Source organism: Neisseria sp. P0006.S009, from assembly GCF_051962915.1.
In the GTDB taxonomy this organism is placed as follows: domain Bacteria; phylum Pseudomonadota; class Gammaproteobacteria; order Burkholderiales; family Neisseriaceae; genus Neisseria; species Neisseria subflava_E.
Map to the genome: position 1 here is coordinate 126,678 of NZ_JBQCUV010000004.1, position 26,112 is coordinate 152,789.

Genomic DNA, 26,112 nt, shown 5'->3' on the forward strand with positions numbered 1-26,112 from the left:
TTGTTGGAATAGACAATTTAGAGGGCGGTACGGCTGAAGCTGTCCAGAGCTTTATCGGTTTGGATTTGGTTGAACTGCATGATGGTTTTGTCGCCTTGTTTTTCGTCCAATTCGATTTTTCGTACTAGCGTATCGCCGTTGATTTCGATACGGTTGAAGATTTGGCGGGTAATGGCGGTTTTCGGGGTCAGGGTCAACGTCCATTTTTTCTCGTTGCCGTTTAATTTCAAATCAAATTGTTTTTCCAAACCTTGGGTATTGCCGCCCAAAAGGTCGAGGAAGAGTTTGATTTGGCGGCTTTGGCCGTTGAGCTTGCTGGCATTTGGGTTGACCCATTGGCTGCCGTTCCATTGCATGATGCCGTCTGAACGAACGCGCAGGGTAGTTTCAAATGGTTTTTGCATTTTCCAGAGCAGGCCTTTTTGTGGCACAAGGGTAAAGCTGCCGCTGGTGGTCATGGGTTTGCTGAGGGATTTGAGCTGGCGTTGTTGGACAAAATTGCCTTGCACGTTTTGCGGTTTTTGCAGGGTTTGTGCCAATTCGGCAGGGGAAAATGCCCATAAAGCCGGAGCGCTGATGAGGAGAGTAAGAGAAAGAATGGTTTTTTTCATTGTGTTTCCATAAGGTTTGAGGCCGTCTGAAAGTTCAGACGGCCTTTAATTGCTTTAATTATAAGGCTGACAAGGCCTGATTAAAGGTTGCGCTCGGACGCATTGCTTGTGCAGCTTTTTCAGGATTGGCTGCGTAGTAGCCGCCGATGTCGACCGCTTTGCCTTGTACGGCAGAGAGTTCTTCAACGATTTTGGCTTCGTCGGCAGTCAAAGCGGCTGCCAATGGCGCAAATGCGGCTTTCAGTTCGGCATCTTTGTCTTGCGCTGCCAATTCTTGCGCCCAGTAGAGGGTAAGGTAGAAATGGCTGCCGCGGTTGTCGAGTTCGCCTGCTTTGCGTTTAGGCGATTTGTCGTTCAACAGCAGTTTTTCGGTGGCTGCATCCAAAGTGTCGGCGAGGACTTGGGCTTTGGTATTGCCGGTTTTTTGCGCCAGATGTTCAAACGATACGGCGAGTGCGAGGAATTCGCCCAAAGAGTCCCAACGTAAGTGGTTTTCTTCGAGGAATTGTTGAACATGTTTCGGTGCAGAACCACCCGCGCCGGTTTCAAACATACCGCCGCCATTCATCAATGGAACGATAGACAGCATTTTCGCACTGGTACCCAGTTCCAAAATTGGGAACAAGTCGGTCAGGTAGTCACGCAGGACGTTACCGGTTACGGAGATGGTGTCTTCGCCGTTTTTCAGACGGCCTAAGCTGAATTTAGCGGCTTCTTCAGGAGCGAGGACGCGGATGTCGAGGCCGTTTGTATCCAGTTCGGCAAGGTAAGCTTTAACCTTGGCGAGCAGGCTCTTGTCGTGTGGACGGTTTTCATCGAGCCAGAACACGGCTGGTGTATTGCTCAGACGGGCGCGGTTGACGGCGAGTTGTACCCAGTCTTTAACTGGAGCGTCTTTGGTTTGGCACATACGCCAGATGTCGCCGGCTTCAACGTCGTGTTGCATCAGGACATTACCTGCTGCATCAATGACTTGAACTTGGCCGTCAGCTTCGATTTCGAAAGTTTTGTTGTGCGAACCGTATTCTTCGGCTGCTTGCGCCATCAGGCCGACGTTAGGAACGGTACCCATGGTTGTCGGGTCAAACGCGCCGTGTTCGCGGCAGAAGTCGATGGTTGCTTGGTAAACACCAGCATAGCTGCTGTCAGGAATGACGGCTTTGGTGTCTTGCGCTTTGCCGTCTTTATCCCACATACGACCGGAATTACGAATCATCGCAGGCATAGAAGCATCGACGATGACATCGCTAGGAACGTGCAGGTTGGTGATGCCTTTGTCGGAATCAACCATCGCCAAATCAGGGTTGGCTGCGTAAACGGCGGCGATTTCAGCTTCAACGGCTGCGCGGGTGTCCGCATCCAGTTTGTCCAGATTGGCAAGCAGGTTGCCGAAGCCGTTGTTGACGTTGACGCCGGCGGCAGCCAGTTTGTCGCCGAATTTTTCAAATACAGGCGCAAAGAATACTTTGACGGCGTGTCCGAAGATAATCGGGTCGGACACTTTCATCATGGTGGCTTTCATGTGCAGCGAGAACAATACGCCTTTAGCTTTTGCGTCTTTCACTTGTTCGGCAAGGAAGGCGAGCAGGGCTTTTTTGCTCATCACGGTCGCGTCGATGATTTCGCCGGCTTTCAGGACAACAGGCTCGCGCAGCTCTTTTTTGTTGCCTTGTTTGTCGGTGAACACGATGGATACGGAAGTTGCTTCAGGTATGGTAACGGATTGTTCGTTATGGAAAAAGTCGCCGCTTTGCATGGTGGCAACGTGGGTTTTGGAGTCTTTGGTCCATGCGCCCATGCTGTGCGGATGTTTTTTCGCAAAGTTTTTCACTGCTTTAGGCGCGCGACGATCGGAGTTGCCTTCACGCAGGACAGGGTTTACTGCGCTGCCTTTGATGCGGTCGTAGCGTTCGCGTACGGCTTTTTCTTCATTGGTTTGAGGGTCGGCAGGATAGTCGGGAACGGCAAAGCCTTTAGACTGCAATTCTTTAATCGCGGCAGTCAGTTGAGGTACGGATGCGCTGATGTTCGGCAGTTTGATTACGTTTGCATCGGGTTGTTTCACCAGTTCGCCCAATTCGGCAAGCGCATCAGGTACGCGTTGCGCTTCGGTCAGGTATTCTGGAAACGCCGCCAAAATACGGCCGGAGAGAGAGATGTCGCTGGTTTTGACATCAATATCGGCGTGGCGGGTAAACGCCTGCACGATTGGCAACAGGGATTGAGTGGCCAATGCAGGAGCTTCGTCGGTGTAGGTATAGATAATGGTGGATTTAGTCATGGGATTATTCTCTATGTAGGTTAAGTTTTTCTTTTCGGGCACATCGCGAGAAGAAATGTGCTAAGCCTATTATGGCATATTTCGGCGGATTTGGTTGTTGTTTTGATGTTATTGTTTTTTAAGTTGCGGAAAAGAAAAAGGCCGTCTGAAAAGACAGCCTAAATATAAGGACTTATCCGATAATCAAAACGGCATTGCTGCCGCCGAAAGCGAATGATGAGCTGGCGGCAATGCGTTTTTCAGACGACCAGCGGCTGTTTTCGTCGGTCAAAGCAATGTTGGGCAGCTCGGAATCGGGTATGTTGTCCCATTGTTGCGGCGGCAGTTTGCCTTCCGGATTGTATTGGTGGTTGGCCATCAACCAAGCAAACGCGGCTTCAATCGCACCGGCTGCGCCTAAGGTATGACCGGTGGACGGCTTGGTTGAAGTGCAAAGGGTATGGCAACCAAACACTTCGGCAACGGCTCGGCTTTCCATGCTGTCGTTGTGTTGAGTGCCGGTGCCGTGCAGATTGATCCAGCCGATGTCTTCTGCTTTCAAACCGGCTTTATCCAAAGCAGCCTGAAAGGATTGGGCTGCACCCAAACCGTCGGGGCGGGGCGAAGACATATGGTAGGCATCACTGCTTGCACCATAGCCCAACAATTGCATTTCACCGTCAAAATCTGCATCGCGCGTCATCACGAAAAATGCGGCCGCTTCGCCGATATTGATGCCGTTGCGGTTGGCGGAAAAAGGCTTGGCGATGCCGTCTGAAAGTACTTCCAAAGAGGCAAAACCATTAATCGTCAGCGGAGAAAGCGTATCCGCGCCGCCGCAAATTACGACATCACACAATCCCGCACGAAGCAGCCGGGCTGCGCTGATGAGGGCGCGTGCGCCGGAAGTGCAGGCGGTGGAGACGGTATAGCGCAAGCCGTCCAAACCGTACACTTGGGCGATAAATTCGGAGGGCGAAGCCATGGTGTGTTGCAGCTGCTTGAATGGAACATCTGTCCATTCACCGCCTTCGACAACGTGTTGGAACACAGGGATATTTTCATCTGCGCCACTAGTTGACGTACCGGTAACGACAGCAATCCTTTCTTTGCCGTAACGGGCAATGGCCGTCTGAATCAGTCCGTCTATTTGCGAAAGCGCGTGCAGGATAAGCTGGTTGTTGCGGCTGCGATGCGCTTCGGGAATGCTGTCGGGCAGAGGCATCAGGGTTTCTTTGACTGCACCGAAAGCATGCGTTTTGCCTTTTACCCATTGGTCTGAAAAAGTCAGGGGCGTGTTTTCAGACGGCGTGAGTAAGGAATCGGCATGAACTTGCAAGCCGCTGCCCAATGCGCTGGTCAGTGCCGGGCGGCTGAGATAAACAGGAGTATTCATGAATTAGTCTTCTGCAATCGGGCTGACCGTCCAGAAAGTTTGGTCGGGGAAGCCGATGAGGAATTGTTCGGAATGGTGGGCGACACACCACAAATCACGCTCGCGGTAGCTGAACACCGCGCCTTTGCCGTCAGGGCAGAAGCCTTGATGGGTGGCGTTTTGTTGGCGGGCTTCAGGGTAAAGTGTAGTGGCTTGTTCGGCGGCCAAAAGCGGCAACAAGGCGGCAAACAATCGGCGCGAACTGGCATTGGGCATCACAAAACCATCATTTTTCCAGCCTTTGGTGTTGACCGATTGACGCGATACTGGCGCACCCAGTGCATCGGTTTGGACAAAGCGGATGCCGTCTGAATGAGGCTCGACTGCCAAGAGATTGGTTTGAACGGTTTGCCCTGCCGCATTAGTCTGCTCGAGTTTGAACCATTGGCCTTCTTTAGAAAGCGGCAGCAGCGTTTGCGGATGGGGGAGCGAAGTTGCGCATGCGGAAAGCAGCAGTGCGGCAAGCAAAGGGATAAATCGCATAAGGTTTTATCTATCGGTCAAAATATTTAATGGTGTGGATGAAGTTTCAGACGGCCTGTTCTGTTCTCAGGCTTGGCCGTCTGAAAGGCATTCGTCATTATTCTACCTTCAAATCGCCCACCAATGCGGCAAGTGTGGACAAGCGTTGCTCGGATTTTTCCACGAATGGATTGTTCGTGTCCCAAGCGTAGCCTGCCAGAATAGATGAAATCATGCGGCTGATTTCAGGGCTGCGGTTGGGCGCATAGATGGCGTTTTGGAAGCGGAAATCGTACCAGCCGTTTACATAAGTGCGGAATGCGTTCACGCCGATCATCAGTTGGTCGGCAAATTCGGTTTGCCAATCGACGGCTTCGCCTTTGAGCTGTTTGCCCAACAAATCGGCAGCCAGTTTGGCAGAGTGCAGGGCAATGGTTACACCGGAGGAGAAGACTGGGTCGAGGAATTCGGCGGCGTTGCCCAAAAGGGCGAAATGTTTGCCGTATAAGGTTTTTACGTTGGCGGAGTAGCCTTGGATAGAGCGGAATGGGAAGTCGTTTTCCCAAACGGCTTTATCCAAAATTTCCGCCAGCATCGGGCATTCGTACACAAATTTTTTCAACACGGCTTCTGATTCGCCGGCCAGTTTGTCGGGCGTGCCGACAACGCCGATGGAGCAGCGGTTGTCGCCGAAAGGAATCAGCCAAATCCAGACATCGCGATGTTCAGGATGCGTGTTGATCAGGATTTTGTTGCGGTCGAATTTCGGGCTGGTGATGTTGTCGTCGATATGCGTGAAGTGGGCTTGGCGCGGAGGCAGATCGGACGGGCTTTCCAAGCCCAAAAGGCGAGGCAGGACGCGGCCGTAACCGCTGGCATCCAAAACAAATTTGGCGGTCAGTTCATAGTTTTCGCCTGTATCGGTCGCAATGCTCAAACGTGCCACATCGCCGCTGTTGTCAAACGCGGTTACGCCATGTCCGAAGCGGACATCGACGCCTTGTTTTGCTGCTTCATCAATCAGGATTTTGTCGAAGATGCCACGGCGCACTTGATAAATGGTGCCGGGGCCGTCTGAAAATTTTTCAGTAAAGTTGAAATCTGTGTAACGGCTGCCCCATGAAAACGCAGCACCGTCTTTAAATTGAAAGCTGGGTTCGGCATGCACTGCATCGGCAAAACCGGCTTCTTCCAACATTTCCATGCAATGCGGCAACAGGCTTTCGCCGATGACAAAGCGCGGGAAATGTTGTTTTTCCAATACGCAAACTTTAAAGCCTTGTTTGTTCAGCAAAGCGGAAGCAACCGAACCTGAAGGGCCTGCGCCGATAACGGCAACGTCAAATTCTACAGACATTTGAAAATACCTTTGATTTTAATGATAAAAAAATGTTTAAACTAGCGTCTGAAGTTTTTCAGACGGCCTCTTACAACGTGACGATAGAAGTCGAAACAAAATATCGCTTCAATTTCAATCGTCTTCATCTTGTGTCTAATTTTTCAACAATGTGCCTGCCAGCCAAATATTGAATGCCACACCGATGGTAACCGTCATGCCGAACGCGGCAACAGCGGGCGTGCTGCTGATGGCGAGCAGGGCAAAGGAAATGGCTGTTGTCGCAGCGGCAAGCAGCATACCGCCTAATTTTGCCGGCGCGCTGTGATGTGCGGTGGCGGCATAGACGGCATAGTCCACGCCGATGGCGGACACTAGAAGCAGGCCGAACATGGCAAACAGGCTGACGGGAATGCCGGCCAAACCGAGTACGGCAACGGTACAGATGGCGGCGGCCAGCGGCACGGCAAGAATTTTGCTGCCGCGTTTGAAACCAAACATTTTCCACAAAAGCAGCCATGCCAACGCATAGGAAGCCAGTTTCAACCATGCGGTCTGATTGCGCGTGTGGTGGAAAAGCTCGTTTAAGTGGGCGCGCTTGTCTGCCCAATGTACGCCGGAGACGTGTTGCGCCACGGCACGTACGGCGGCTTCATCGGTCATGCCGTTCAAACGCACGACGGCAGCAAAACGGCCTGGTTCTACTTCGCCCAAATACAAGGAACGCCAAGCCTCTGCCAAATCGGTATTCAGGCCGTCTGAAAGCGACAATGATTGCGTATCGGCAGCTTGCAGCAGGGCATCGCGCACGGTTTTGCGCGGAATACCGATTTCTGTGAGCGGTTTCCAGCTATCAGGCAACTTGGTCAATTCGCGCAGGCGGTTTTGGAGTTTTTGCTGTTCCGTTGTCGGCAGGATGAATTGGTCGGGCGATTGGATGCCGGACAGTTTGCCTTGCGCAATTAAGGGTTGCAGGGCGCGGCCGAGTTCGGCAGTTTTCTTCAACAGGGCATCTTCGCTTTGTGCTTCGGCCACCAAATATTTGCCGCCAAAATCCGTGCCGCTCAACTGGCCGATTTGTTGTACCTCGGTCAACATCGCGGTCGGCATATTGACCCATTGACGGATGTCGTCACGCCAGTCGCTGCGCCACAGTCCGACTGCCAGCAAAACTCCGCCCACGATTAACCAGCCGCGTTTGTGCAGGCGATTTTTCAGACGGCCTGACAAGGAATAGAGCTTTTCGGTTAATGCGGCAAAAGGCACGGTTTTGGCACGGTAGTGGCGAAACAGCGGCGGCAGCCATAAAACGGTGGCACCAAACGCGCCAAATAAGGCAAAGCCTGAAAATACCGCGGTTTGGCGCAGTACAGGCAAAGGGGTAAACCACAGCAGCGCGTAGCCCAAGACGGTAATCGTCAGGCTGACGGCAAAACTCGGCAAGACATGTTTCATTGCTGAATCAGCCTGCCAAACGGTCTTTTCAGACGGTCCGAATACCGACGGAGCAAGCCAGTGCAACGGGAAATCCACCAACATACCCACCAGGCTGGTGCCGATGACGATGGTCAGGATATGCACTTCGCCGAACACCAATAAAGCAACTGCCAATCCGGTCAACATACCGGCTGCCAGCGGCAATGACAGCAAAAATACCCGGCCGCTGCGGAAGACCCACAACAGCAGCGCAAAGGTCAGCCCAAGTCCGACTATGCTCATCAGCCGACTTTCTTTTTCTGCGGCTGCTTTGGATACGGCGGCGAACAATGCGCCACCTGCGCTTAAGGTTTCCGCGCCGTTTTCCGAAGCGATTTGACGGCTTTGCGCCATCAGCGGTAAGAGGGCGTCGTTGCCGGAAAATTGATCGCCGCCGGCAAGCCGTCCGCGCAAGAATACCCAAGTTTTGCCTTTGTCTTCGGCAAACAGCATGCCGTTGTCCATGTCCCACTGTAAACGGCTTTGCGGATTGGCCTTGTCGGCAACAAAGCGTCCGAAGCCCAGCCAGTCTTGTTCTAAAGACAAAGGCGAGGGGGCTGCAAACGGATTGGCCGCGGCTTCTGCACGCGCTTGAAAATAGGCTTGCGGCTGCTCAAACAACAGGCGTATTTCGTCTTGGGGCAAAACTGCCAAACTCAGTTTTTGCATATCCACACGTACTTTGTCCAAATTCGGCGTCATGCTGCTATCGACTTGTTCAAATACGCCACTTTTGCGCCATGCATCGGCAATTTGTGAGGCCGTCTGAAAAGCAGTTTCGGCATCGGTACTGCCGGCAAGCAAAATGACTTGCGAATTGAGCTGCGCTTCTGCGGCTTTATCCGCGACCGTCAGTAAGGCATCGTGTTGCTGCTCGCTTGGCAACAATGCGGTCAAGTCGGTTTGGATGCGCGCTTGTGAAGCAAAGGCATAAACCAAAAACAGGGTCAGAAACAGGATAAGGGCAGTATAGAGGCGGTTTAGGAGGCGAAGATTCATCGTTCAGACGGCCTTTTGCAAATGCTGCTGTTGGTGTGTGGAATAAGTAAAAGTGCAGTAAATTAAATCAGATTATTATTATTTTGTCAGTTGTTAGATAGTTTGCCGGTCGGTTAAATCATTGGGTTTGAGCGAACCGAAAAACTGCCATTGCAGAGTGACGGCTTTTTCCTTCCAAACGCAGGAAAGTGCCATCGTATCCGCCAAAATTGCGCTTGTGCCGTGCCAATCGGTTTGCTTTCCAGTGCGTAAACCGACGGGTTGTCCTGAATCGAAAACATAGCCGACCGATTTCATGTCTGACGGGAAATCCAAATTCGCCGCTTTAATCAATGCTTCTTTGAAACACCATAATCGGTAAAACGTTTCAGACGGCCAGTTTACCGTTTCCAAGTAGTCTTGTTCTTCCTGTGTGTAGACCAAAGCCGATAGCGCTTTGAAATCACGCGGGCGGATAAATTCGATATCGACTCCGGCTGTTAAGGGCTGAGGCGCACACAATAAAGCGGCAAAGCCTTGGCTGTGGCTCAGCGATACAGCCGGTAAATCGGTTTTCTGTTTTAATGCGCGGCTGACTTGCCAGTCTTGACGCTGCGCCAGTTGCGGCGTGGCAGCCAAACGTTGTGAATCGGCTGTGTTTAGAGACGCATGGTCGTAGCAGACGGCAAAAGACGGATCGGCCAGTAGGCAGTGAAGGGGTGTTGTATCCATAAAATAGAAAAATGCCAAACTTCATATTGAAGTCCGGCATTTTTGACATTGCTTAGTGGAAGCTGCCTTTCAAAACCACACGGCTGTTGAATGTAGCGATGTGGCATTCGTACTCGTTACCGCCTTTGGTTACTTTGTCAAAGTAGCTAACCAGGTGAACGGATTTGGCTTTTTTACGAAGTGCAGTGCTTTGGAAGCGTTTAACCGCGCTCAGGAATGCGCGTTGGCAGGTTTCATCAGGGGTTTTGCCGACTGAGTTGGAGATTTGACGGGAAGTCAAAGTCGCTCCGGATGTGCTGCCGTAGTGAACACGGATGCTAGGATCTAAAGCGGATTTGGCTTCGGCAGAGTTCAAAGCTACATCGACTTTACACATATAAATGTCGTTTTGACCTTTGCCATTGACTTTATGGCCTTCACCCATGCTGCGGCAGGCAGAGCCGGCGGCAGTTGTTTTTTGAGTAGAAGTTTGAGAGGAGGAAGTAGATGGTTGGGAATCGCCGGATTGTGAGCAAGCGGCAAGCATCAGGGCGGATACGGCAACCAAAGCAGAAAAACGTAACATACGAACTCCTTTGTAATAAGGGGTGTGAAAAAAGGTTTACAGAAAACAGAATCATTTTAACATATATGAAAGAAGTATAAAAATAGGATGATGTAAAAAATATTATATTTTTATTTAAATGATTTCATGGCGTTAAGAAAGTTTGGGGCGGTAATGCTTGACGAGGGAAGGGAGAAAGCGTATATTGCGGACTTCCTTAGGAGTAATGGCTGAGAGGCTGAAGGCACTTCCCTGCTAAGGAAGCATGTGGGGTCAACCTGCATCGAGGGTTCGAATCCCTCTTACTCCGCCAAATATGAAAGACACCGTTTATACGGTGTCTTTTTTATTATCCGGAATTGCTTGAAATCTAAGGCCGTCTGAAAGTGTGAAATGAACGATTTGATTATTCTAAACAAGCCTTATGGCGTGATTTGCCAGTTTTCTGCACATGAAAAACATCAATGCCTTAAGGATTTTGTCGAGAAACCGGGATTTTATCCAGCCGGCCGTTTGGATACGGACAGCGAGGGTTTGCTGCTGTTGACCAATAATGGCCGTTTGCAGGCGCAGATTGCTGACCCGAAATTTAAGCAGGTTAAAACTTATTGGGCGCAGGTGGAGGGTTCTCCTGATGAAGCCAAATTGGATTTGTTGCGCCGTGGCGTAGATTTGGGCGATTTTGTCACCCGTCCGGCCGAGGTCAGGGTATTGGAAGAAGGCGAAGCGGATGTTTTATGGCCACGCGTGCCGCCGATTCGCGTGCGTAAGTCCGTGCCTGATTTTTGGGTGGAAATCAAAATTTCGGAAGGGAAAAACCGCCAAGTGCGAAGGATGACGGCGAAAGCAGGCTTTCCATGTTTGCGCTTGGTCCGTGTGGCAATAGGCCGTCTGAATCTGTTTGATTTGAATTTGGAATTGGGACAATGGCAGTTTGCGCCGCATCGTCCTTAAATAGGATGAATAAAGGCCGTCTGAAATATTCAGACGGCCTTTTGTTATGGAAAAATTAATGATGTGAATGACCGATTTGGAAGGTCAAAGTGGTGTAGTTCGCCTGTTTTTGGCACACGCTTTGATCAGGGAAATCGGCTTTGTGTTCTACGCTGGCTTTCCAGAAACCTTGGCGCAATGGAATGATGCTGACTTCGCCTTTGTCATCGGTGGTGTCGGAGAAGGCTTGGGCTTCGGTTTTATGGGTTTTGCTGCGGTCGCTGGTGTCGAAGCCGTCAAATGTGGCGGTAACGGTGGCGTTAGGCAGCGGCTCGCCATTGAAGAGGACGCGGACTTTGAGGCGTTCGCCGACGTGGACGTTGGCTGGGTTGTCCAAAGGTACGATTTCCAGATGTTGGCCGACTTGCTTGGTAATGATGGCGGTATCTGCGCTTTCATGGCCGACATTGACGATGTTTTTGCCGAACATACGGGTTTGTTCGCAATAGCTTGCATCAGGCATTTCTTTGATGCTTGCCTGCTTCCAGCCTGCGCTGTTTTTTGACCAGAAAGTAGGTTGGTATTCGGCTGTTACCAAGTAGCTACCGTCTTTGACCGGCAATTTGCTGCGGTATTGGTAATTGTATGTGCCTTTTTGAATCATGTTTTCTTTGCCTTTTTCAGTCACCAGTTGCATGGGTTTGCTGAAAATGTGCAGGCGGTCTTTGGCGATGGGCTCAAGCTCCGGGAATTCGCCATAGCCCAATTCGGCTTCAAGGTATTCGCCGCCATGCGTGTGGGCGGTTTCAACCCAAACGCGATGGGCGTGTGCGGCAGTGCTGAATAGGAAGGCTGATGCGATAAGCAAAGCGGTTTTTTTCATGATTTCTCTCCGATTTTCGATGTGTAGAAAAGATAGAATAAAGTCGTTCGTTATAATATAACAAAATTATTTAAATTTAAAGAGAGGCCGTCTGAAAACTTTTAGACGGCCTTTTAGATGATTGTTTTTTGAATCAGATTATCGAAACGGTTTAGTCCCCGTCACGACAAACATCAATCGCTTCTTGCAAACTGCTGACGCCGTAGATTTTCAGGTTCGGAAACTCTTTGGCATTGCGCGGCATATTAGCTTTGGGGACGATGGCGCGTTTGAAGCCGAGTTTTTCCGCTTCTTTGAGCCGTTCTTGTCCGCGTGCGACGGGGCGGACTTCGCCGCTCAAACCGATTTCGCCGAATGCGACCATTTTTTCGGGCAGCGGGCGGTTGCGGAAGCTGGAGAGCATAGCGAGGATGACGGCGAGGTCGGCGGCAGGTTCGCCGATTTTGACGCCGCCGACGGCGTTGAGGAACACGTCTTGGTCGAAGCAGGCAATGCCGCCGTGGCGGTTGAGGACAGCGAGCAGCATGGCGAGGCGGTTTTGTTCGAGGCCGACGGTGAGTCGTTTGGGGGTAAAACCGTGTGCATCATCGACCAATGCCTGAATTTCGACCAAAAGCGGGCGGCTGCCTTCCTGTGTGACCAAAACGCACGAACCGGGCGTGTCGTCGCGGTAGCTGGCAAGGAAGATGGCGGACGGGTTGGATACGCCTTTCAAACCATTTTCGGTCATGGCGAATACGCCCAATTCGTTTGCCGCACCAAAACGGTTTTTGATGGCGCGTATCATGCGGTAGTTGGAATGTTGGTCGCCCTCGAAATACAGCACGGTATCGACCATGTGCTCCAGTACGCGCGGGCCGGCAATCGCACCGTCTTTGGTAACGTGTCCGACCAGTATCATGGCAATGCCCATCTGTTTCGCCATGCGCGTCAGTTGGGCGGCGCATTCACGCACCTGCGACACAGAACCAGGGGCGGAAGTGATTTGGTCGGAATACATGGTTTGGATGGAGTCAATGACGACAACTTCGGGCTGGTGCTGTTTCAAGGCCGTCTGAATCGCTTCCATGCGGATTTCAGCAAGCAGGTTCACGCCTTCGGTGGGCAGCTCCAAACGTTGCGCACGCAGGGCGACTTGTTGGGCGGATTCTTCACCGGAAACGTACAGCACTTTGCGGCTTTGCGCCATTTTGGCGATAGTTTGCAACAGTAATGTAGATTTGCCGATGCCGGGGTCGCCGCCGAGTAGGATGACTGCACCATCGACCAGGCCGCCGCCCAATACGCGGTCAAGCTCACCCATGCCGGTCGGATTGCGCGGCACTTCGGTGGCGGTAACGGCGGAGAGGGATTGGACGGTCGAGGTATCCGCCGCCCAAGATTGGAAACGGGCGTTTTTCGGTTCGGGCGCGGCCAGGCTTTCCTGAAGCGTGTTCCACTCGCCGCAATGCGGGCATTTGCCTTGCCATTTCGGGGAAGTGCCGCCGCATTCGGAACATTGGTAGATGGTTTTGGGGGCTTTTGCCATGATGTTTTCCCTGTGGAATATTTGATGTGTGAAAAGGTCGTCTGAAAACAATCATATCGTTTTCAGACGACCTTTTTTATTGAGAAATAACAGGTTTATTTTTTGCTGTCTTTATCCGCATCTTTTTTCGGTGCAGGTTTTTTCGCCGCCAAACCCAAAGATTTTTGCCATTCGGCTGGATTTTTCACCAAGTCCAAGGCTTTACGGAGTTGATCATCTTTGGCCGGATTTGGAATGCGGCGGCTGGAGATGTCTTCGTCTTTGTCTTTTTTAGACTTGTCTTTATCGGCTTTGGTTTCGGCGTCGGCAGGCGTTTCAGTGCTGCTGTTGACGTCTTGGCCGCCCAACGGATTGCCGATATGGCCGACCAAATCGGCTTCGCGACTTTCAAAGGCGCGGTCTTTGTCTTTGACTTCAACGTCAGGAACAATGCCTTGCGCTTGAATCGAGCGGTCGTTTGGTGTGTAGTAAAGGGCGGTGGTCAGTTTGACTGCGCTGCCGCCGGAAAGCGGAATCAGGGTTTGCACTGAGCCTTTGCCGAAACTTTGTGTGCCGACGACGACGGCGCGTTTGTGGTCTTGCAATGCGCCGGCAACGATTTCGGAAGCGGAGGCCGAACCTGCGTTAATCAGGACGGTCATCGGAATGGTTTTCAGCTCGGCAGGCAATCCGGCCAACGGGTCTTTGCCGCTGGTGGTGATGTAGTCTTCGGCAGTTGCTTTGAGAACCATGCCTTCTTTTTTGTTGCGGCCTTTGGTGCTGACAACGGTTACGTCAGGCTGCAGGAAGGCTGCGGATACGCCGACTGCGCCATTGAGCAGGCCGCCCGGGTCGTCGCGTAAGTCGAGGATGATGCCTTTGAGCGGGCCTTTGTTTTCTTTGACGAGGGCTTGTGCGGCTTCGTTGAGCGCGGCAACGGTGCGCTCTTGGAATTGGGAGACGCGGATGTAGCCGTAGTCTTTTTCAAGCAGGTGATGGCGCACGCTTTTGACTTTGATGATGGCGCGGGTCAGGTTGACGACGATGGGTTTGTCGGCATTTTTGCGTGAAAGGGTCAGGGTGATTTTGGTACCCGGTTTGCCGCGCATTTTTTTGACGGCTTCGCTGACGGTCAGGCCGCGGGTAGAGGTATTGTCGATTTTGACGATGAAGTCGCCGCTTTTTACGCCTGCGCGTTCTGCAGGTGTGTCTTCAATCGGGGCAACGACTTTGACGAAGCCGTCTTCTTGTCCGATTTCCATGCCCAGACCGCCGAATTCGCCGCTGGTGGATTCTTTCATTTCGGCATAGCCTTTTTTGTCCATATACTCGGAATGCGGATCGAGATCGGACACCATGCCTTTCATTGCGCCTTCAAAAAGCTCGGCATCGGGTTTGTCTTGGTAATAGTTGGCTTTGATTTGACCGTACACTTCTGCCATGGTGCGGATGGTTTGCACGGGCAGGGCCTCGTTGTCTTTTTTGTCTTTTTCGGCGGCAAAACTTTGTACACTCAGACTGAGGGCGATGCCGCTAAATGCGCCGAGAGTGTAGATTGCAACTTTTTTCAAAGTGGATTTTGTTGACATTCGTTTGACTTTCTTTTTGTGTACGGTAAGCAAAGTGGTTTTTGTTTTCTCTGAACCCGTTGACTTTATGTGATTTAAACGCTTGGAACAATAAGTTTAAGGTAAAAGTTTGTTGTTTAATGTGCTGAACAGGCGTGAAAATCGTGTTTTATTGTAGTTTATGATGAAAATTCAGACGGCCTGAAGGGAAAATTCACTCAGGCCGTCTGAAAGATCAGTTAATCCATGAAAGCGGATTCATGACTTGTCCGTTGTAGCGAACTTCAAGGTAAAGGCCGGTTTCGCCCGACGGCAAAGTGCCGCTGGTACCAATTTTACTGCCGGCATTGACGGCGTAGTTTTGGGCAATGTCGATTTCGCTCAGGCCGGAGTAAATGCTGACATAGCCGTCGCCGTGGTCGAGAACGACTACTTTGCCGTAGCCTTCAAGCTCGCCGGCAAAAGTAACCGTGCCTGAGGCAATGCTGCTGACCGGAGCAGGAACAGTATTGTAGAACACGCCTTTCCAAACTTCACCATCGCCGCGGTCTTGACCGAACAGGCCTGCCAATGTGCCGTTGACCGGTTTTTTCAGACGGCCTTGCATACGGCTGAAGCTGTTGGCGTTGCTGACGGTAAAGCCTTGGGTGTTCGGGGCTTGAAGTTTCATGTCTTCGTCAGTCAGCGTGGACATGGCGGCGCGTTCGGCTTCGGCTTTTTGTTGGGCGGCAGCCTGCTCTTTGCGGGCTTTTTCGGCGGCGGCCAAGCGGGCTTCGGCGGCTTTTTTACGCGCTTCGGCCTCGGCTTTGCGTTGCTCGGCTTTGCGTTTTTCTAAATCTTTCAAGAGATTGTTGAGGCGTTGCTCGTTTTCTCTGTGGTTGATTTTCTTTTGCGCTTCTTTGGCCATTTGCGCGTTTTGACGGCGGCTTTCGGCTTGTTCGGCAGTATTGGTTACGCCTTGTTGACGCAATGAAGCTTGGATATTGGCTTGCAGTTTTTTCAGGTAAGCCAATTCATTGTTGATTTTTTGCTCTTGCGTTGCCAGCTCTTTTTGTTGTTTTTCCAAGTCTCTCATGACTTGGTCGTTGGCGTTGTTGATATAACGCGTGTAACGCAGGAAGCGGGTTTTTTGACCGGCATCGGCGTTTTTCAGGAAGAGGGCAACCGCGTTAGGCTGGCTGTTTTTATAGTTGCCGGACACAAAACGCGAAATTTGGGCGCGCGTATTGGAAACTTCGGCTTTCAACTGGTTGGCCTCGGCATTTAGCTTTTGGAATTTTTCCCATGCGTCGCGTTGCTTGCGGTTGATGCCGGAGAGGTTGTTGCGCGTTTGTTGCAGCTGTTTGAGCGTGGCATTGACATGGATAATGAAACCCTCGTTGCGTTTGGCAAAGGATTTTTTGGTTTCCATGTCGTTGGCGGCGGCAGTTACGGCTGCTTTGAAATCGTTGTCGGCTGAAGAGACGGCTTTAGGCTCAGCTTTAGGCTCGTCTTTTTTGTTTTGCTCTTTGGCTTTAGTGTCTTTTTTAGCGTCTTTTTTGTCTTCAACAGCTTTTTTGGCAGGTTCTTTGGCTTCGGCCTTTTTGTCTTCGGCTGCTTTTTTTACGGACTCTTTGGTTTTTTTGCCGTCTTTTTTATCCTCAACCGCTTTTTTAGCAGGCTCTTTGGCTTTGGTTTCCTTAGGGTCTGCTTTTTTTACAGGTTCTTTAGCTTTACTGTCTTTTTTATCTTCAGCAGTTTTTTTGTCTTGTTCTTTGGCTTTGCCAGATTTTGCGGCTGCGGCTTTTTTGTCTTTTGCTGTTTCTTTAGGCTCTTCGGCTTTACGGTTGGCCTTTTTATTGTCGGCAGCGGCTTCGGAGGTTTTAGCTGTTTTGTTTTTGGCTGAAGCGCGTTCATTTTTGTCGGCGGTTTCCTTCTCTTTGGCAGCTTTGGCTCTAACCGCTTTTTTGTCTTCCTCTTTTTCTTTTACCGCTTGTTTTTTTGAGGTTTCTTTTTTGACATCTGCCTTAGTGGCTTCTTTCTCTTTTTTTACGGGCGCAGCTTTTTTGACGGCGGCCGCTTTTTCTTTCGGCGCGTCTTTGGCAGCATAGGTTGGCAGGGAGAAACTGAGCAACAGGGCGAGAATGAGGGGTTTGTAACGCATGGTTCGATCTTGCTATCAAAGTAGGAACAATAGGACGGATTATACTGTCTGTCAGGCCGTCTGAAAATAATATCGGGTTGCAATATGGACGAACGGTCTTATATAGTAACGATAGAGTAGGCGGACGGGCTTTAGTCTGCTTGGAAATTGACAGTCTGCATCGACGGGATATTATGAAAAAATATTTATTAGTAGTGTTGGGCGCCATGGTTTTGGCGGCTTGCGGTGACAATACCGATAAAATCGGACGCGCCAGTACGGTGTTTCATATGCTGGGTAAAAACGACCGTATTGAAGTGGAAGGTTTTGACGATCCTGATGTGCAGGGGGTTGCCTGCTATATTTCGTATGCGAAAAAAGGCGGTTTGAAAGAAACGGTCAATCTGGAAGAAGATGCCAGCGACGCATCGGTTTCCTGCGTGCAAAGTGCGGAAGTCATCCGTTATAACGAGGCTGCGGTTTTGAAACCGCGACAAGTGTTCAAACGCAGTGCCAGCATAGCATTTAAGAGCCAACAGATTATCCGCTACTACGATCCGAAACGTAAGTCTTTCGCTTATTTGGTGTACAGCGATAAAATCGTTCAAGGTTCGCCGAAAAACTCTTTGAGCGCAGTATCGTGTTTTGCCCATGCGAAAACCGATACGCCGGTACCGGCAGGCGGTGCGGTTTACGGTGCGTGCGTGGTGGATGCGCCGGTTGCCGACGGACAAAAATAATAAAATCAGCTTATAGATTAAAAGAATATGAATTTAGCCAACCATTTCCTGATTGCCATGCCTCATATGGACGATCCGTTTTTTACGGATACGGTCATTTATGTGTGCGAACACGATGAAGAAGGTGCGCTGGGCATCATCATCAACAAACCTTCGCCGATTACCATGGACATGATTTTCGCCGCCGCCGACCGCAATATCCCGTTGCGCCTGCAACATGAAAACGTGATGATGGGCGGGCCGGTTCAGATTGAGCGTGGCTATGTCGTGCATACGCCGATCGGCCGTTGGCAAAACAGCATGGTGGTAACTGATAATGTGGCGCTAACTTCTTCGCGCGATGTGATTGAAAACTTGTCTAAAGAAGGTGCGGTGGACAAGGCTTTAATCAGTATTGGTTATTCAAAATGGGGCAAAGGGCAGTTGGAACGCGAGCTGGCGGAAAATGTTTGGCTGACCGTGCCTGCGGACGAGCATATTCTTTTTGATGTGCCTTACGAACTCCGTTATGCCGCCGCTTTTGAAAAATTAGGCATCAATCCGAACGCCTTGGTTTCAGGAGTCGGCCATGCCTGATGCAACAAAAGGCACGGTTTTGGCCTTTGACTTCGGCGAGGCGCGTATCGGCGTGGCGCAGGGGGATGCCGAGTTGGGCATGACCCATCCGCTGGCGACGGTAACCGGCAACAGTAATGATGAAAAATTCGAGGCCATTGCCAAGCTGGTCAAAGAATGGCAGCCCAAGTATTTTGTGGTCGGCCTGCCGACGCATACCGATGGCACGGAGCATGAGCTGACCCGTTTGAGCCGCAAGTTTGGTCGCCGTTTGCACGGACGTTTTAACTTGCCGGTTTATTGGGTGGACGAAAGGATGTCTTCCTTATACGCGGAAAGCCTGCTTGCTGAAGCGCAAGTATTTGGCCGAAAACAAAAATCCGTGCTTGACCAAGTAGCGGCGCAGGCGATTTTGCAAGGTTTTTTTGAAGGTGGCGCGGCCGAGTATTTCAATGGCCGCGAAGAATAGCATTATTCATTATAAAGGCCGTCTGAAACTGGGTTTCAGACGGCCTTTGTTTTGTTACGGCTTTGGGATAAAAGAAGTTTAGTTTGGTTAAGCCTGATTTTTTTCAGTGCAAATTTTGCTACACTCCGTTCTCTTTTTTAGACACAAATACAAGGAAAAAGTCATGGCACTCATGGACAATCTTTTGAATGCGGCTACTCAAATGTTAGGTGGCAACAGCGAAAACGGCGCACAAGGTTCTCTGACCGATATGGCGATGGATTTGGTGAAACAGCAAGGCGGCGTGGGCAACCTGATCAACCAACTGCAACAAGGCGGTTTGGGCGATACCCTGAGCAGCTGGGTTTCCAACCAATCCAGCAATCTGCCTGTGTCCGGCACCGACCTGCAAAATGCTTTGGGCAGCGATACGGTAAACCAAATCGCGCAAAAGTTCGGCGTGGATGCCGGCCAAGCAGGCGATTTGTTGGCAAAAGTGTTGCCAGACTTGGTCGATAAAGCGACGCCTAATGGCACGGCTCAAGATGCGGATGGCTTCGGCGTGGACGACATCGCTTCTATGCTGCTGAAAAACTTTATAAAATAATGAGTTGAATCGTTATGATAAGGCCGTCCGAATCCGTTCAGACGGCCTTATAACTTTTGGTTCGCGGTAAATAACCAATAAGTCTTTTTCTGATGGAGACGGATGACTTATGATGTGCACTTCATTTCACCAGATAAGAAGGTTATACACATGTCCCGCTTGACCATACACACAGTTGAAACCGCTCCTGAAGCTGCTAAACCACGCATTGAAGCCGTATTGAAAAACAACGGCTTTATTCCTAACCTGATCGGCGTTTTGGCCAATGCGCCTGAAGCTTTGGCGTTTTATCAAGAAGTTGGCAAGCTGAATGCGGCCAACAGCCTGACTGACGGTGAAGTCGAAGTTGTCCAAATCATCGCCGCCCGTACCAACGAATGCGGTTTCTGCGTTGCCGGCCACACCAAACTGGCTACCCTGAAAAAACTGCTGTCCGAACAATCCATCAAAGCCGCACGCGCGTTGGCTGCGGGTGAGTTTGACAATGCCAAACTGAGTGCTTTGGCGACATTCACCCAAGCCGTTATGGCGAAAAAAGGCGCGGTATCCGACGACGAGCTGAAAGCTTTCTTCGATGCCGGTTATAACCAACAGCAAGCCGTTGAAGTCGTCATGGGCGTTGCTTTGGCAACTTTGTGCAACTATGTCAACAACCTTGCCAAAACTGAAATCAACCCTGAATTGCAGGCATTTGCCTAATCTCATCAAAGGCCGTCTGAAAATTCAGACGGCCTTTTAGTAAAAAGCAAGGATATCCTTGTTGCCAAGAATAATTCATGAGTAGAACCATCTACGCTTCAAACCTTATTCAGAGGAAAAAATCATGACACGCGAAGCTTTACTGAACAATGTTGCCGAACTCGTTAAAAGCAAATTAAAACCATTGGTAGACGACATCGACCGCAAAGGCCTGTACCCGAAAGAATTTATGCTGGAATTGGGCAAAATCGGCGGTTTTGCCGCGACCGGTACGGTTGAAGAAGGCGGTAACGGTTTGGGTTTGGCAACGCAAATCGCCGTATTGCGCGAAATCGGTAAAGAATGCGGCGCGACTTCGTTCAGCGCATGGTGTCAGGCAGCTTGCGCGTGGTATCTGCATCAATCTCCCAACCAAGCGGTTAAAGCCAAATATTTGGCCGATATTCTGCAGGGCAAAGTTTTGGCCGGTACGGGCATGTCCAATACCGTCAAACACCTTGCCAGTATCGAAAAACACAATCTGCAAGCCGAAAGTGTCGAAGGCGGCTACAAAATCAACGGCGCTTTACCTTGGGTATCTAATATCGGCGAAGACCACATTTGGGCAAATACCGCCCAAATCGGCGACAGCTATGTGATGTTTATTACCGGCGGTCAATGGGAAGGCGTTACCCTGCAAGATTGCCCTGAGTTTTGCGGTTTGGAAGGCACGCGCACTTACAGCCTGAATTTTAAAGATGTGTTTATTCCCGATGAAGATGTGATTGCTGCGCCTGAGCAGTTCCAGTCTTATATCCCGACCATTAAAGCCGGTTTTATCTTGCTGCAAATGGGTATCGGCGCCGGTGTGATTGACGGTGCGCTCGGTATTATCCGTATGGCCAATGTAGTGAACGCGGAAGTGAACGCTTACCTTGACCACAGCTACGATGAGTTGAAAGCTGCGTTGGACGGCGCATGGGCGGAAACCGAACGCCTTGCCGATGATGCATGGAACAATAAACCTGACACGCTGGCAACCTTGAAACTGCGTGAAGCGGCTGCTGTATTGGCATTGAACGCCACTCAATCTGCCGCATTGCATGCAGGCGCGAAAGGTTATCTGATGCGCAGCCCGGCACAACGCCGCGTCCGCGAGGCCATGTTCGTCGCCATCGTAACACCGGCCATCAAACACCTACGCAAAGAAATCGCCGCTTTGGAAGCAGCGCAATAAATTCAAAATATCAACAATAAGACACACGAAAGGCCGTCTGAAAATACGGTTTCAGACGGCCTTTTAAAATAGAAGGAACACAAAATGGCTCAATATATGTGCGGCCCTTGCGGCTGGATTTACGACGAAGACCTCGGCGATCCCGAGCACGGCCTGCCTGCCGGAACCAAGTTTGAGGATATTCCCGACGACTGGAAATGCCCTGAGTGCGGCGTAGGCAAAGAAGATTTTTATCTGTTGGATTTCGTGATATAACTTGGTTGATTTAAAAAGGCCGTCTGAAATTTCAGACGGCCTTTGTTTTATCGGCGGTATAAAGCAACTATGGTTTCAGCCGCTTTGACGCAGCTTTCCACATCGGCAACCAGAGCGATGCGGACGTAGCCTTCGCCCGGATTGCCTTGTTCGGTATCGCGGGCGAGGAATCGGCCGGGCAACACTTGGATAGCGGCTTTCTGCCACAGGTTGCGCGTAAATGCCAAGTCGTCGCCATCGGGAACTTTCAGCCAAATGTAGAACGACGCGTCAGGCAGTTTGACATCGAATGCCTGTTGCAAAATGGGGATAACGCGGTCGAATTTTTCTTGGTAGAGGCGGCGGTTGTCAATGACGTGTTCTTCATCGTTCCAAGCGGCAATGCTGGCGCGTTGGACGGGAATGCTCATCGCGCTGCCGTGGTAGGTGCGGTAGAGCAGGAAGTTTTTGAGTAACTCGGAATCGCCTGCGACAAAGCCGGAACGCAAACCGGGGACGTTGGAGCGTTTGGACAGGCTGGTGAACATAATAATGTTGCGCGTGCCGCGTCCTAATTGCGCCGCAGCCTGCAAGCCGCCGATCGGTTTATTGTCGTCAAAATAAATTTCGGAATAGCATTCGTCAGAGGCAATAACGAAGCCGTATTTGTCTTGCAAATCAAAAATTTCTTTCCAGTCTTCTAATTGCAGGACGCTGCCGCTCGGATTGTTGGGCGAGCAGATAATCAGGACTTTGGTGCGCTGCCATACGTCTTCGGGCAGGCTGCTCCAATCGGGGTTGAAGCTGGGCGCAGGACAGTTGGCAAAATGGATTTCGCCGCCGCCCAAAATAGTCGCGCCTTCGTAAATTTGATAGAAAGGATTGGGGCTGATAACGACTGGTTTAGGGCCGTCTGAAGCCGGATTTAAAACGGTTTGGATAAAAGAGAACAAAGCTTCCCGGCTGCCCAATACCGGCAGGATTTCATTATCGGGATTGAGGCTCAAACCATCATAACGGCGGGCCACCCATTCGGCGCAGGCTTGGCGCAGTTCGGGCAGGCCTGCGGTCAGCGGATATTTTTCCAGTTCGTGCAGGGAGGCGGTCAGCGCGTCGGTGATGACTTTGGGCGTCGGGTGTTTCGGCTCGCCGATTTGCAGATGAATGGGCGTTACGCCCTCGGGTGCATCAATGCCTTGCATAGCTTCACGCAGGCGGGCGAAAGGATAGGGTTTGAGATGGTTCAATAATGGGTTCATGATGTTTCTGCCGATAAATTAAGGCAATAATCTTAGCATTTTTTAGATGGATTGGGACAAAAAGGCCGTCTGAAAACAGGGTTTAAATGTTTTTCAGACGGCCTTTTGAGTGTTGGTGCGTTTATTTGGCAGGGACGACGGGCAGGGAACCGTTCAAGAGATAATGAATGGTTTCTTGAACCGTACGGATGGCGTTGCCAAACGGCAGCGGGTCTTTACCACGGAAAAACAGGCCTTTATCGACTTCGCCGCGGAATGCCGCGGAAAGTTGGATGTCGATACAGAATTGACCGGCTTTGGCCAAACCGTCGCGCAAGCCGCAGCTGGTCAGGCAGTTCAGGCCTTGGGTGCAGCGGCGCGGATCGTTTTTGGCATTGGCTTGCAATTTGGCCTCGCGTTTGATGTAGTTGTCGAGGAATTTTGTGCGCACGCCGCGTGCAGGCAAACCGGCAACAGACATGAATTCAACCACTTTTTCGGTTTCCGCACCGGCCAGTGTTTTCTTGAAGTTGATGTGGGCATCGCCTTCTTCGGTCACGGCAAACGCGGTACCGATTTGGACGGCGGATGCGCCCCAGTTTTTCAAGGCTGTTTTGACTTTTTCAAAGTTTGCCATGCCGCCGGCGAGTACCAACGGGATTTTTTCGCTTTCCAAGCCCAAGTTTTTGAATACTTCAAATGTTTCTTCAATAACGCGTTTGAACTCGAATTTGGCATCGTTCACGCCGTCAACGGTTGCCGCACCCAAGTGGCCGGCTGCGTGGGCAGGGTGTTCGATAACGATGGCATCGGGCAAGATGCCTTTTTTCATCCAACGTCTCAAAACGATATTGATACCGCGTGACTCGGACAAAATAGGGAAAAGGGCGACATCTTTGTGGTAGCCCTCGGCCATTTCAGGCAGATCCAAAGGCAAACCTGCACCCATCACAATCGCGTCTGCGCCGGATTCGCAGGCCTGACGGACGTAGGCGGCATGGTCTTTTACGGCTTTCATGACGTTGACGGCAATCATGCCTTTGCCTTCTGAATCGGCTTTGGCTTTTTTGATTTCACGGTCAAGCGCGATGCAGTTTAGGCGGGTGTATTTTTCTTCGCTGGAGTCGATTTTTGATTCGGCCAGCAAATCTTCGTGCAAGTGGCGCAAATCGACGCTGGCGATGGTGCCTACGCCGTTTTCGCGCGCAACAGCGCTGGAGAGTTTTGATGCGGAAACGCCTACACCCATACCGCCTTGTACAACGGGAATCAGTGATTTGCCACGGATAATCAATGGGTCAAAGTTGTTTTGCATGAATGCTCCTTCATAGATTCTGGATGGTGCCGTCTGAAATCCTATGAAATGGATTGGATAACGGACTGATGTGTATATAAATAAGTGTGTTTTTCGCCGCCGTTTTTCAGACGGCATGGGGCGTGTTTTTAAAATTTTAGGAATTATACTCTAAGTTAGTGTAAAAATTAGAGTATTAATACAGTTTTTTTGAAGGAAAAATTGAAAAGTCTTGTTAATAAAGGAATAAATTTTATGATGGGTTGGATTGAGGGGGAGAAATTGCAAACAAAATCTACAAAGAAAAAGACCGTCTGAAATTTCAGACGGCCTTAAGTATGGGAATCAGACAGATGTCGGATTACATTTGTTTTTTAGCGGCATCGATGGCGCGTTGGTCTGGGTTGATCAAGATTTCAACGCGGCGGTTTTGTGCGCGGCCTTCAACAGTAGCGTTGGAGGCGATGGGTTGACGGGAGCCGTAACCGAAAGTGCTCAACCGGGTGCTGCTTACGCCACGGGATTGCAGGAAGATGGCAACAGATTCGGCGCGGTTACGAGACAATGGCTCGTTGATGGCGTCGTTACCGGTGTTGTCTGTGTGGCCGTTGATGGTCAAAGTCGTGTCAGGATATTGAACCAAAGTTTGCGCAGCGGCAGACAAGGCGCTTTGAGCATGGCCGCTCAAGGCAGCGCTGCCGGTAGCGAAGGTTACGTTTTCAGGCATAACCAGTTTGATTTGGTTGCCTTGACGTTCAACTTCGATGTTGGTGTTGGCCAGGCTTTGACGCAGTTTTTTCTCTTGGTAGTCCATGTAACCGCCGATACCGGCACCTACTGCACCACAAGCCAATGCGGAGTTACGCGCGCCTTTACCACCATGGGTCAGCGCACCAACGATGCCGCAAACAGCCGCACCGCCCAAACCATACATAGCGGTTTTGCTGGCAGATTGTTGGCCGGTAGCAGGATCGGTCACACAGCCGGTGAGTGCCAAAGGAATTGCAGTAGCAATAACGGTCAGGGGTTTCAAGAATTTCATGTCGTATCCTCTTTTTAGATGACGGCACGGGCCGTCTGAAAAAAATGAATAAAAACCGCGTGGGTCATTACGAATTAATGATACCGAATATCCGAAACGTAAAAGAACGGGTTTAACCCGATATTACGCAAATATTTGCCAGTTAACATAATACTGAAACATTTCTGCATTTTTCTGACCGTTTGGTTGTTTTGCAGTCAGATGAAAAGTAAGTTTCTTTACGATTTTTTCCGGTTTTTCTTTTTACGGCGATACCAGCTGACAAATGCCCATTTCAATCTGACTTTGACATCGTATCCCACCGAGCCTGCACCCAGTATGAACAAAACGGCGGAAACGGGCAGGGCGAAATGATGGCCGACCAAATGATAACCCCATACACCAACCACGCCGCCCAGCAAAAACGACAGCATCAAGCCGCTTAAAAGCCACATTTTCGGTTTGTTGACGCGGACGTGCGGCAGGCGCGGATGATGTTGTTTGGAGTAGTAAAGCGCGCGTGAAATTTCAATGCCCAAGTCGGTCGCCGTGCCGGTCATGTGGGTGGAGCGGATGGCACCGCCGGAAAGAAGCGTGATAACCGTATTGTGCATACCCATGATAAAACACAATAAAAACAATGCCAAAGACGGCATAATAAAATCAGAGCCGCCAAAATCCCATTCCATCGCGGCAATACCGAACCAACCGAATATCAACAGATAAACTGCTTCCAGCCACATGGAAAACCCAAAGCTGCCACGGAAACGCATCTGCTGCGTCCATAAAATCACCCAGCCCGAATGCGCGGCACCGGCAACAAAACACAACACGCTGATTGTGGCAATAATGGCCACACTCCACTCTTGAAGATACAAAACATCTGCCAACAGCGACATTGAGCCGGTAACATGGGAGGTATAACGTGAGAATGCGAAGTAACCGCCGGCATTAATCGCTCCGGCAAGAAAGGCCATGATGTAGCCCAGCCGTCTGAAACGGGCATCGGAAATATTGTGTTCGTGCAGATACGGGCGATCCGCCTGCCAAAACGGCGGCGTGTGTTGCCTGTGGTGGCGCAATCGGTAGGAGTGGGGCGGTTTGTCAGTGTTCATTGAGTGGGTTTGGAGTTAAACATTCATACAGGGTGTATTTTATATGCAACTGTCTGCTACCAAGAACAAATAATATAAAGTGTTCCTAAGTTGCTACA

General features: G+C 50.6%; 24 protein-coding genes and 1 tRNA gene. 9 read left to right on the plus strand and 16 right to left on the minus strand.

Going from position 1 to position 26,112, the window contains the following annotated elements:
- Positions 1-17: 17 nt before the first annotated feature.
- The 8 genes from ACTHTK_RS08365 to ACTHTK_RS08400 form a co-directional block, all read right to left on the minus strand.
- Positions 18-611 (minus strand): LolA family protein, encoded by a 594-nt coding sequence (locus tag ACTHTK_RS08365; RefSeq protein WP_004520070.1) that lies wholly within the window; start codon positions 609-611, stop codon positions 18-20.
- Between the two features lie 58 nt (positions 612-669).
- Complete coding sequence (locus ACTHTK_RS08370) at positions 670-2,892, minus strand: NADP-dependent isocitrate dehydrogenase (protein ID WP_107723015.1); 2,223 nt, start codon at positions 2,890-2,892, stop codon at positions 670-672.
- Between the two features lie 172 nt (positions 2,893-3,064).
- On the minus strand, positions 3,065-4,267 hold the full coding sequence (locus tag ACTHTK_RS08375) for a beta-ketoacyl-ACP synthase (RefSeq protein ID WP_107723016.1): 1,203 nt from the start codon (positions 4,265-4,267) through the stop codon (positions 3,065-3,067).
- 3 nt (positions 4,268-4,270) lie between these two features.
- Positions 4,271-4,789 (minus strand): hypothetical protein, encoded by a 519-nt coding sequence (locus ACTHTK_RS08380; protein ID WP_107723017.1) that lies wholly within the window; start codon positions 4,787-4,789, stop codon positions 4,271-4,273.
- 97 nt (positions 4,790-4,886) lie between these two features.
- Complete coding sequence (locus ACTHTK_RS08385) at positions 4,887-6,125, minus strand: NAD(P)/FAD-dependent oxidoreductase (RefSeq protein ID WP_107723018.1); 1,239 nt, start codon at positions 6,123-6,125, stop codon at positions 4,887-4,889.
- Positions 6,126-6,260: 135 nt separating this feature from the next.
- A complete protein-coding gene (locus ACTHTK_RS08390) occupies positions 6,261-8,579 on the minus strand; it encodes an MMPL family transporter (RefSeq protein WP_107723019.1) in 2,319 nt (772 codons plus the stop codon).
- A 93-nt stretch (positions 8,580-8,672) separates the two neighbouring features.
- Complete coding sequence (locus tag ACTHTK_RS08395; RefSeq protein ID WP_107723020.1) at positions 8,673-9,290, minus strand: 4'-phosphopantetheinyl transferase family protein; 618 nt, start codon at positions 9,288-9,290, stop codon at positions 8,673-8,675.
- 52 nt (positions 9,291-9,342) lie between these two features.
- Entirely contained in the window at positions 9,343-9,855 is a 513-nt protein-coding gene (locus tag ACTHTK_RS08400) for a hypothetical protein (RefSeq protein ID WP_234394562.1), read from the minus strand.
- A 199-nt stretch (positions 9,856-10,054) separates the two neighbouring features.
- On the opposite strand from ACTHTK_RS08400, the gene ACTHTK_RS08405 reads away from it, so the two are divergent.
- Positions 10,055-10,147: transfer RNA gene (locus ACTHTK_RS08405), tRNA-Ser, on the plus strand.
- Between the two features lie 80 nt (positions 10,148-10,227).
- On the plus strand, positions 10,228-10,788 hold the full coding sequence (locus ACTHTK_RS08410; protein WP_049332414.1) for a pseudouridine synthase: 561 nt from the start codon (positions 10,228-10,230) through the stop codon (positions 10,786-10,788).
- A gap of 55 nt (positions 10,789-10,843) precedes the next feature.
- Here the strand turns inward: ACTHTK_RS08410 and ACTHTK_RS08415 are convergent, their stop codons facing one another.
- From ACTHTK_RS08415 to ACTHTK_RS08430, 4 genes are all read right to left on the minus strand, one after another.
- Positions 10,844-11,650, minus strand: a complete 807-nt coding sequence (locus ACTHTK_RS08415; protein ID WP_440378150.1) for a DUF4198 domain-containing protein — start codon at positions 11,648-11,650, stop codon at positions 10,844-10,846.
- A 151-nt stretch (positions 11,651-11,801) separates the two neighbouring features.
- The gene (gene radA, locus ACTHTK_RS08420) at positions 11,802-13,178 is read right to left on the minus strand and encodes a DNA repair protein RadA (RefSeq protein WP_188212190.1); all 1,377 of its coding nucleotides are present in this window, start codon (positions 13,176-13,178) and stop codon (positions 11,802-11,804) included.
- Between the two features lie 95 nt (positions 13,179-13,273).
- Positions 13,274-14,746: a S41 family peptidase gene (locus ACTHTK_RS08425; protein WP_063075383.1), complete on the minus strand. Its 1,473-nt coding sequence runs from the start codon at positions 14,744-14,746 to the stop codon at positions 13,274-13,276.
- Positions 14,747-14,960: 214 nt separating this feature from the next.
- Positions 14,961-16,868 carry a peptidoglycan DD-metalloendopeptidase family protein gene (locus ACTHTK_RS08430; protein WP_440378151.1) on the minus strand — a complete coding sequence of 636 codons (1,908 nt, stop codon included), beginning with the start codon at positions 16,866-16,868 and terminating at the stop codon, positions 14,961-14,963.
- Positions 16,869-17,041: 173 nt separating this feature from the next.
- Between ACTHTK_RS08430 and ACTHTK_RS08435 the strand changes: the two genes are divergently transcribed.
- From ACTHTK_RS08435 to ACTHTK_RS08465, 7 genes are all read left to right on the plus strand, one after another.
- Positions 17,042-17,587: a CreA family protein gene (locus tag ACTHTK_RS08435; RefSeq protein WP_049328632.1), complete on the plus strand. Its 546-nt coding sequence runs from the start codon at positions 17,042-17,044 to the stop codon at positions 17,585-17,587.
- A 27-nt stretch (positions 17,588-17,614) separates the two neighbouring features.
- Complete coding sequence (locus ACTHTK_RS08440) at positions 17,615-18,163, plus strand: YqgE/AlgH family protein (RefSeq protein WP_004520085.1); 549 nt, start codon at positions 17,615-17,617, stop codon at positions 18,161-18,163.
- Positions 18,156-18,611 carry a Holliday junction resolvase RuvX gene (gene ruvX, locus ACTHTK_RS08445; protein WP_107723027.1) on the plus strand — a complete coding sequence of 152 codons (456 nt, stop codon included), beginning with the start codon at positions 18,156-18,158 and terminating at the stop codon, positions 18,609-18,611. The genes ACTHTK_RS08440 and ruvX overlap by 8 nt, the downstream gene beginning before the upstream one ends.
- Before the next feature lie 163 nt (positions 18,612-18,774).
- A complete protein-coding gene (locus ACTHTK_RS08450; RefSeq protein WP_440378152.1) occupies positions 18,775-19,197 on the plus strand; it encodes a YidB family protein in 423 nt (140 codons plus the stop codon).
- Between the two features lie 150 nt (positions 19,198-19,347).
- Positions 19,348-19,896 carry a carboxymuconolactone decarboxylase family protein gene (locus tag ACTHTK_RS08455; RefSeq protein WP_440378153.1) on the plus strand — a complete coding sequence of 183 codons (549 nt, stop codon included), beginning with the start codon at positions 19,348-19,350 and terminating at the stop codon, positions 19,894-19,896.
- Between the two features lie 124 nt (positions 19,897-20,020).
- Positions 20,021-21,112, plus strand: a complete 1,092-nt coding sequence (locus ACTHTK_RS08460) for an acyl-CoA dehydrogenase family protein (protein ID WP_440378154.1) — start codon at positions 20,021-20,023, stop codon at positions 21,110-21,112.
- 84 nt (positions 21,113-21,196) lie between these two features.
- Positions 21,197-21,367: a rubredoxin gene (locus ACTHTK_RS08465; RefSeq protein ID WP_003680460.1), complete on the plus strand. Its 171-nt coding sequence runs from the start codon at positions 21,197-21,199 to the stop codon at positions 21,365-21,367.
- Positions 21,368-21,414: 47 nt separating this feature from the next.
- On the opposite strand, the gene dapC is transcribed toward ACTHTK_RS08465, so the two are convergent.
- From dapC to ACTHTK_RS08485, 4 genes are all read right to left on the minus strand, one after another.
- Positions 21,415-22,605 carry a succinyldiaminopimelate transaminase gene (gene dapC, locus ACTHTK_RS08470; protein WP_440378155.1) on the minus strand — a complete coding sequence of 397 codons (1,191 nt, stop codon included), beginning with the start codon at positions 22,603-22,605 and terminating at the stop codon, positions 21,415-21,417.
- A 121-nt stretch (positions 22,606-22,726) separates the two neighbouring features.
- Positions 22,727-23,899, minus strand: a complete 1,173-nt coding sequence (locus ACTHTK_RS08475; RefSeq protein ID WP_440378156.1) for an NAD(P)H-dependent flavin oxidoreductase — start codon at positions 23,897-23,899, stop codon at positions 22,727-22,729.
- 340 nt (positions 23,900-24,239) lie between these two features.
- Positions 24,240-24,920 carry an OmpA family protein gene (locus ACTHTK_RS08480; RefSeq protein WP_308186825.1) on the minus strand — a complete coding sequence of 227 codons (681 nt, stop codon included), beginning with the start codon at positions 24,918-24,920 and terminating at the stop codon, positions 24,240-24,242.
- Positions 24,921-25,138: 218 nt separating this feature from the next.
- On the minus strand, positions 25,139-26,014 hold the full coding sequence (locus tag ACTHTK_RS08485; RefSeq protein ID WP_107723031.1) for a YoaK family protein: 876 nt from the start codon (positions 26,012-26,014) through the stop codon (positions 25,139-25,141).
- Positions 26,015-26,112 lie beyond the last annotated feature (98 nt).